This is a genomic window from Devosia sp. (assembly GCF_017307565.1).
Lineage (GTDB): Bacteria > Pseudomonadota > Alphaproteobacteria > Rhizobiales > Devosiaceae > Devosia.
The window spans coordinates 1-6,636 of sequence record NZ_JAFKHD010000509.1; the positions used below are offsets into that span (position 1 = coordinate 1).

Genomic DNA, 6,636 nt, shown 5'->3' on the forward strand with positions numbered 1-6,636 from the left:
GCACCATGTCCGTGCCCGTCAGGAAACATTGCGTTTCCAGCCCGTCGACCGCGACAAACAGGGCCCGCCGCCGGTCGGGATCGAGGTGGGCCGCGATCTCGTCGAGCAGCAGGAAGGGCACGATGCCGGTCCGTAGCCGTACGAGACGCGCATGCGCCAGGATAAGCCCGATCAGCAGCGCCTTCTGCTCCCCAGTCGAGCCCAGCGCGGCCGGCATGTGCTTTTGCGCATGCATGACCTCGAGATCGACCCGGTGAGGTCCTGATGTGGTGCGTCCGGCCGCCCGATCAAGCCCGCGCGCCGCATGCCAGCGCTGCATGAGCAAGGCCTCAAGCTCGGCCGACGTGGTCGCCACAGCCCCATCCTCGAAAAGCGGGGTCAGCGACAGCCTTGCCGCCGGGGAGCGCCTGCAGGTGCGCCAGGCTATCCGCCCGATTGAGATGGATGGAGGCGCCAAGTTCGGCCATCTGCAATTCGACCGCATTGAGCCAGCGCGGGTCCGTCCCCTCTTCAAGCAGCTTGTTGCGCTGCCGCATGGCCTTTTCGTAGTCGGAGACGGAGGAGGAATGGGCGGGAATGAGGGTCGTCACCAGCCGGTCCAAAAACCGCCGCCGCTCCCCTGCCGGCCCCGAAAACAGCCCATCCATGCTCGGGGTCAGCCAGAGCACCCGCAGATAATCGCTCATGGCCTCAATGGAGCGCGCATTGGCGCCATTGACCCGCACCCGCCGCCCGCCATCGGGCAGCGCGCCGGTGCCGATATCGGCCGGCCCTGCCTCGGCCTCGACAGTCGCCGCCACTGCCCAGCTCGTATCCGAGCCCTGCTGCTGCAAGGTCTCAAAACTGGCGCCGCGCAATCCGCGCCCGGGCGAGAGCACCGACACTGCCTCAAGCAGATTGGTCTTGCCCGAGCCATTGGGCCCGGTCAGCACAACATGGCGCTCGTCGAGGTCGAGCGCCGCCGAAGCGTAGTTGCGGAAGGCGGTGAGACGCAGGCGGGAGATGTGGCGGATCAAAACAGCCTACATCTTCATAATTCTATCTAGTTCCTCTGAGAGTTCCTCAACGACCTGCCCCAAATTTAACGCATCGTGGCGAGCGGCGTCATAGACACTCTCAAGGGCGGAATAGTGCGTGGAAAATTTATCGCCATATACCGATTCGAGGAATGTCTCGCCTCTGTAGCTAGCGAGCGTGTAACCCGGCTCTCCAGTATCCTCGTCCATCCAATAATTTGATAGGAGTCGGATTCCTGCGAGGTCAGCCTGGAAAGAATTCTTCATAGTGCCGGGAAACCATCGCAGTTTCCCTTCGGAGGTGGCGCGAAGAATTTTCGGCAGAAGTTCATTGAGTTTCATTGATGGATTCCCCTACCGCCTGCTCGACTTCCAGCTCCCAGGTCACCGTCAAGTCCTTCACTGCGTTCACAGCCTTGACCAACGATTCCGGTTTAAATTTTTCGCTCGATTGAATGGCCAGTACCAACTGATGTTCGACGGTCTGAAGGAGTCTCCTAAACGCCTCCAACTCCTTTTCGGGAGTGCTCTGCTGATCCGCCTGAAGCAGAAGAGACCGCTTCAGAGAGGCGAATAGCACCGATGCGGCCATGTGTTCTGAGGAACTGCAAAGATGCGACAGAGTTTCTAGCTGAGCGCTAGAGTATGCAACCTTAACCGCCGAGATGCTATTCTTTAGCTTTGTTACAGCACTATTTGCCGCTTGCGCTGCAGTCATCGCTGCCTTGCCCTGGACCAGGGCTATATGCAGGGCCCATAAGGTGGCGATAAAACCAACACAGGTTACGACAAGACCGATCCAAGAGATGGCACCAAGCACATCGGCCGCAAACCACCAGTTGGTAGCCATGAAATCAGACGCGCATCGGCATCAGCACGTAAAGCGCGTTTGCCTCGCCTTCTTCCTTCACCAGGGTCGGCGAATTGGCGTCGTTGAAGAGGAAGACGGCGCTTTCCGAGCGGATCTGGCTGATGATGTCGAGCAGATACCGGGCATTGAAGCCGATCTCGAAGGCGTCGATATCAAAATCGACCGCCAGTTCTTCGCTCGCCGTGCCGTGATCCGGATTGGTCACCGAGAGTTCCAGCAGGCCGTCATGGGCCTGCAGCTTGACCGCCTTGCCGCCGCGATCCGAGGCAATGGTCGAGACGCGATCGACGGCCACGGCAAAGGCGCCGCGATCGACCAGCATCTGCTTGTCATTGTTCTTCGGGGTCACACGGTCATAGTCGGGGAAGGTGCCTTCGATCAGCTTTGACAGCAGCACGACCGGGCCGACGGTGAAGCGGATTTTTGTGTCCGACACTTCCACATGCACGTCGCCATCGACGCCATCGAGCAGTTTCTGGACTTCGCCCACGGTCTTTTTCGGCACGATGATGCCGCTCATGCCGCGCGCGCCCTCGGGTGCTGCGATTTCGGCACGGGCCATGCGGTGCCCGTCCGTCGCAACGGCGCGGAAGAGCGGGCCGGTCTGGGAATTGTCGACGGCGTGGAAATAGATGCCGTTGAGATAGTAGCGCGTCTCTTCGTTCGAGATGGCGAACTGGGTACGCTCGATCAATTCGCGCAGCAGAGAGGCCGGCACGTCGAAGTCATGCGCAAAGGCGCCCGACTTCAGGTCAGGGAAAGAATCGGGAGAGAGGCAGGCAAGGTTAAAGCGCGAGCGGCCCGAAGTGAGGACCATATTGTCCCCGCCATCGGTTTCGAGCCGCACTTCAGCGCCGTCAGCAAGCTTGCGCACGATTTCGTAGAGCGTATGCGCCGGCACCGTCGTCGTGCCCGGCGTGGAAACCATGGCCGGCACTGATTCCGTTACCTCGATATCGAGGTCGGTGGCGCGCAGCTCGACATGGTCTTCGCTGGCCTTGAACAGCACGTTGGCGAGGATGGGATAGGTGTTGCGGCGTTCCACAACCCGATGCACATGGCTCAGCGACTTGAGCAGATGGTTGCGTTCGAGCGTGACTTTCATATTCGGCATCAATCCCAAAAAAGCGCGGCAAGTCCGGCCGAGGCCGGGCAGGGACGTTTACATTCTCGTAACCGGTTGGCAAGGCCAGCTAAGCGTTTAGAGCCCGACGCAGAAAAGCGGCGGCCGGTTTTCCGCAGGAAACCACGCCCGCGGCAGATTGCGCCCAAAGCGTTGTTCAGCTCTGGAAATAGATGGTCACCGAAAAGCGCTCGTCGGCCGCCGCCCCCAACGCCTCGAGCCCGGTGAACGGCACGCAGCGCTCGACCGCGGCGAGGATGCTCTCGACCAGCACGCCGCGCTTGCTCGCCTGCTTGGCCGTCTCCAGCGCCAGCAGTGCATCGCCATCGAGCCGCCCATCGCCAAAGAAGGCAATATCGAGCGCCAGACGCTTGCCCTCCTCGCCCGGGGGCACGATCCAGCAAGACATCAGCTGCTGCTGCACGCGAATGGCAATGGCCTGGTTCTGCTTGGCAATGGCGGCGGGAGACAGGCCCTGCGCCAGCGCGGGCGAGGCCATGAGAAGAGCGACGAAAAGAGCAACAAATCGGATCATGGAACCATGGGTGCCGGTCGGCCTTGACCAGATCAAGGCACAGTTCCGTCATCTTGTAGAGAAGTGGAAATTGTCGCCCCGGCGGCAGCGCACCGGGCCCGTGACGCAAAAAGGCGGGGCCGAGCCCCGCCATGGCGTCCCGGCGCGTTACCGCGCCGCGTATCTGGGTTCGCAATAGAACGCTCCAAAGGGAGCGCTCTTTTGCCGCGGCCGAAACCGCGCCACCCTATTCTTCGAGCATGCGCTTGAGGAGTTCGATTTCCTGGCCAAGCTCCAGGTCATCCTTGATCATCTGTTCGACCTTGCGCACCGAGTGAAGCACGGTCGTGTGGTCCCTGCCCCCGAAGCGGCGGCCGATTTCGGGCAGCGAGCGAGAGGTCAGCGCCTTGGCCAGATACAGGGCGATCTGGCGCGGACGGACCACGTCGCGCGAACGGCGAGCCGAAAGCAGTTCGTTGCGCGGCACCTTGTAGTGGCGCGAGACGATCTTCAGAATATCTTCGATGCGGACGCGCTTGGCGTCGCGGGCACGGATCAGGTCGGCCAGGGTCTTTTCGGCCAGCGGCACGGTGATCAGTTCGCCGGTCAGCTGATTGGCAGCAACGAGGCGATTGACGGCGCCGTCGAGGTCACGGCCGTGGCTGGTGACAGCACGGGCGACATAGTCGAGCACGGCCGGCGGGAAATGCATGCCGAACCGGGCGGTCGACTGGTCGGCGCGACGCTGCACGATGGCGCGGCGCAGGTCCATGTCAAAGGTCGAGATCGGCACGACAAGGCCGCCGGAGAGACGCGAGCGCACGCGCTCATCGAGCATTTCGAGATCGCGCGGCGGCGCATCGCCAGCCACGACAACCTGCTTGGCGCCGGTGAGCAGCGCGCCGAGCGTGTGGCCGAATTCGGTGGCCGATTTGCCCTGCAGGAACTGCATGTCGTCGATCAGCAGCAGATCGACTTTTCTCAACCATTCCTTGAAGCCAAGAGCGGACTGGCGCTGCACGGCCGTAATAAAATGGTACATGAAGTGGTCGGCGGTCAGATAGACGATGTTCTTGGTGCTATCGGCCTGGCTGACGGCATGGGCGATGGCGTTCAAGAGGTGCGATTTGCCCAGACCCACGGTCGAATGGATATAGACCGGGTTGAAGGTGACGGTGTTGTTGATCGCCGCATTGGCGATCTGTTTGGCGACACCAAAAGCCATTTCATTGGCTTCGCCCGACACGAAGGTGTCGAAGGTCATGCGCTGGTCGATGGCGCTACCGGCAAGGGCATCGCCCTTCTGAGCCGGCTGCACGAGGCGGGCGACCGGAGCCGCGCTCGAGGCCTCGCTGGGAGCAGCCTGTGCGGCGCTGGGCTTGGCGGCCGGGGTTTCGGCGACGGGTTCGGCGGCAACCACCGGCGCGGGAGCCAGGCGCGGGCGGGCCTGACCATTGACGCGCAGCGTTACCTGCAGGCGACCGGCTTCGGGAACGTCGTGGCGGAACGCTTCGACGATGCGGTCGGAATAATTGGACTGCACCCAGGAGCACAGAAAGCGCGTCGGGGCGGACAGATGCACCAGGTCGTCGACGAGCTCTTCAAGCTCAAGCCGGGCGAACCAGGAGGTAAAGACGTCCTCGCCGACAGCCGCCTTGAGACGGGCGCGCACGCGGGTCCAGAGATCGCGCTGGGTGGCGGGGGAATTTTCACTCATGACAGGGTCAGCGCTCTGGTTGACGGAAGAAGACGAGGAAGAGGCGGCCACCGACCATTCATCCTGTCCTGCGATTGCCTGTCGCATCATTGATTTTGCCCTGTTTCGTTGTGCCCGAACGGTCCGCATGCCGCCGCAGCTGTTTCTTACCGCCCATCGCTCCTTGTGAGAGACGAGCATTTCCTTGTCGCCCCGGAGAGGGGAGACATTCTTACCCGAGCGGTTGCCCGCCCTGGCCTATCGATCAATGTCGTTGAGTCCGGCCGTATGGCCGTAGAACTAACTCGCTGTGCCGCCCCGGAGAAAACCGGCTGCACACCGTTCTGTCAAAAAGGTCATGAACAGCCCATGCTGAACCGGCGCATTCGCCGAAACAGCCCCCAAACTCTTGCCCCGAAGTGATCAAGTCCGCACCGTGCCAGGGTCATTTTCGAGCCCCGTTTTCCGTGCTGACCAGATTACTTTAGGGGGTTGGTTTTGGCCCCGCAACAGGTGAATCGTTGAAATAGGGTCTTGACTCGGAGGCAGAGATTTAACCCTCGATCGAGGTCGAAAATGCCCTTTCCACAAGAGCCTGTGACTCAATGCAGAATCGGTTTTTCGCGCAGTTAAGAAAGGATGAAAAAATTATTCTCCCGCCGCGATCCCACCGGTTTTATGTCGATTTGAACGCGATTTAACGAGAGCGTGATTCCGAGAGTAACCCGTTAGAACTGAAGCGCTTTTGAGGGAATAGGGCGCGGGTGAGGCATTCCACCGCACTGTCACCGGAATGTTATGTGACGTGAAAGCGACGAAAAACTTGCCCCGCTCGGGGCAAAGAAAAAGGGCTCCTTGCGGAGCCCACTTTCGTCTGTCGCGTCTGCCTTGTCGGCGCCGCTTCAGCTCTTGGCGTCTTAGGCCTGCAGGGCCTTAACGCGGCTGTTGAGGCGGCTAACCTTGCGAGCTGCGAGGTTGGCATGAACGATGCCCTTGGTCGCAGCGCGGTTGATTTCGACCTCAGCCGTCTTCAGCGCGGCGAAAGCATTGGTGTGATCGCCCGAAACGATCGCTTCTTCGACCTTGCGGATGAAGGTACGCATACGGCTACGACGCGACTTGTTGATCGCAGTGCGAGCAGCAATCTTGCGGGTGGCCTTCTTGGCTGACGGAGTATTGGCCATTTGATCCTCTTGATCGTCCTGACCGGCAGATTTTTCGCCGCTTTGGCGCCCAACCAGCCGGGATGAAATGAAAGCGGCGGCAAGCAGCCGCCAAGTCGGTGGGTCTATAGGGGAAAGGCGCAGGGGCGTCAACAGGACTCTTGGGTTCGCGGGCGGCGGCACGCGCCAAGGCCCCTCAACCGCCGGCTGCGCCGTCGACCTCTCCCCCAAAGGAGAGGCGTCGCTCCGCTTC

Annotated in this window: 7 protein-coding genes and 1 pseudogene; all 8 read right to left on the reverse strand. The window is 61.2% G+C overall.

Annotation, left to right across the window (positions count from 1 at the left end; all coding sequences use genetic code 11):
• Window positions 1–355: pseudogene (locus tag J0I64_RS22090) on the reverse strand (DNA replication and repair protein RecF); the annotation flags it as partial.
• Entirely contained in the window at window positions 330–1,016 is a 687-nt protein-coding gene (locus tag J0I64_RS22095) for an AAA family ATPase (protein WP_291412376.1), read from the reverse strand. The gene J0I64_RS22095 and the pseudogene J0I64_RS22090, both read right to left, overlap by 26 nt.
• A gap of 6 nt (window positions 1,017–1,022) precedes the next feature.
• A complete protein-coding gene (locus J0I64_RS22100) occupies window positions 1,023–1,358 on the reverse strand; it encodes a hypothetical protein (RefSeq protein ID WP_291412378.1) in 336 nt (111 codons plus the stop codon).
• Window positions 1,345–1,866 carry a hypothetical protein gene (locus J0I64_RS22105; protein ID WP_291412380.1) on the reverse strand — a complete coding sequence of 174 codons (522 nt, stop codon included), beginning with the start codon at window positions 1,864–1,866 and terminating at the stop codon, window positions 1,345–1,347. The genes J0I64_RS22100 and J0I64_RS22105 overlap by 14 nt, the downstream gene beginning before the upstream one ends.
• Before the next feature lie 4 nt (window positions 1,867–1,870).
• Window positions 1,871–2,992: a DNA polymerase III subunit beta gene (gene dnaN / locus J0I64_RS22110; RefSeq protein WP_291412382.1), complete on the reverse strand. Its 1,122-nt coding sequence runs from the start codon at window positions 2,990–2,992 to the stop codon at window positions 1,871–1,873.
• A 175-nt stretch (window positions 2,993–3,167) separates the two neighbouring features.
• Window positions 3,168–3,545, reverse strand: coding sequence for a hypothetical protein (locus J0I64_RS22115; protein WP_291412384.1), 378 nt, complete (start codon window positions 3,543–3,545; stop codon window positions 3,168–3,170).
• Between the two features lie 226 nt (window positions 3,546–3,771).
• A complete protein-coding gene (dnaA, locus tag J0I64_RS22120; RefSeq protein ID WP_291412386.1) occupies window positions 3,772–5,241 on the reverse strand; it encodes a chromosomal replication initiator protein DnaA in 1,470 nt (489 codons plus the stop codon).
• Between the two features lie 896 nt (window positions 5,242–6,137).
• Complete coding sequence (rpsT, locus tag J0I64_RS22125; RefSeq protein WP_291412389.1) at window positions 6,138–6,404, reverse strand: 30S ribosomal protein S20; 267 nt, start codon at window positions 6,402–6,404, stop codon at window positions 6,138–6,140.
• Window positions 6,405–6,636 lie beyond the last annotated feature (232 nt).

Bases quoted from the DNA above. Each gene is read 5' to 3' on its own strand.
- dnaN (WP_291412382.1), bottom strand. From the start codon at position 2,992: ATGAAAGTCACGCTCGAACGCAACCATCTGCTCAAGTCGCTGAGCCAT.
- rpsT (WP_291412389.1), bottom strand. From the start codon at position 6,404: ATGGCCAATACTCCGTCAGCCAAGAAGGCCACCCGCAAGATTGCTGCT.
- J0I64_RS22105 (WP_291412380.1), bottom strand. From the start codon at position 1,866: ATGGCTACCAACTGGTGGTTTGCGGCCGATGTGCTTGGTGCCATCTCT.
- J0I64_RS22115 (WP_291412384.1), bottom strand. From the start codon at position 3,545: ATGATCCGATTTGTTGCTCTTTTCGTCGCTCTTCTCATGGCCTCGCCC.
- J0I64_RS22100 (WP_291412378.1), bottom strand. From the start codon at position 1,358: ATGAAACTCAATGAACTTCTGCCGAAAATTCTTCGCGCCACCTCCGAA.
- dnaA (WP_291412386.1), bottom strand. From the start codon at position 5,241: ATGAGTGAAAATTCCCCCGCCACCCAGCGCGATCTCTGGACCCGCGTG.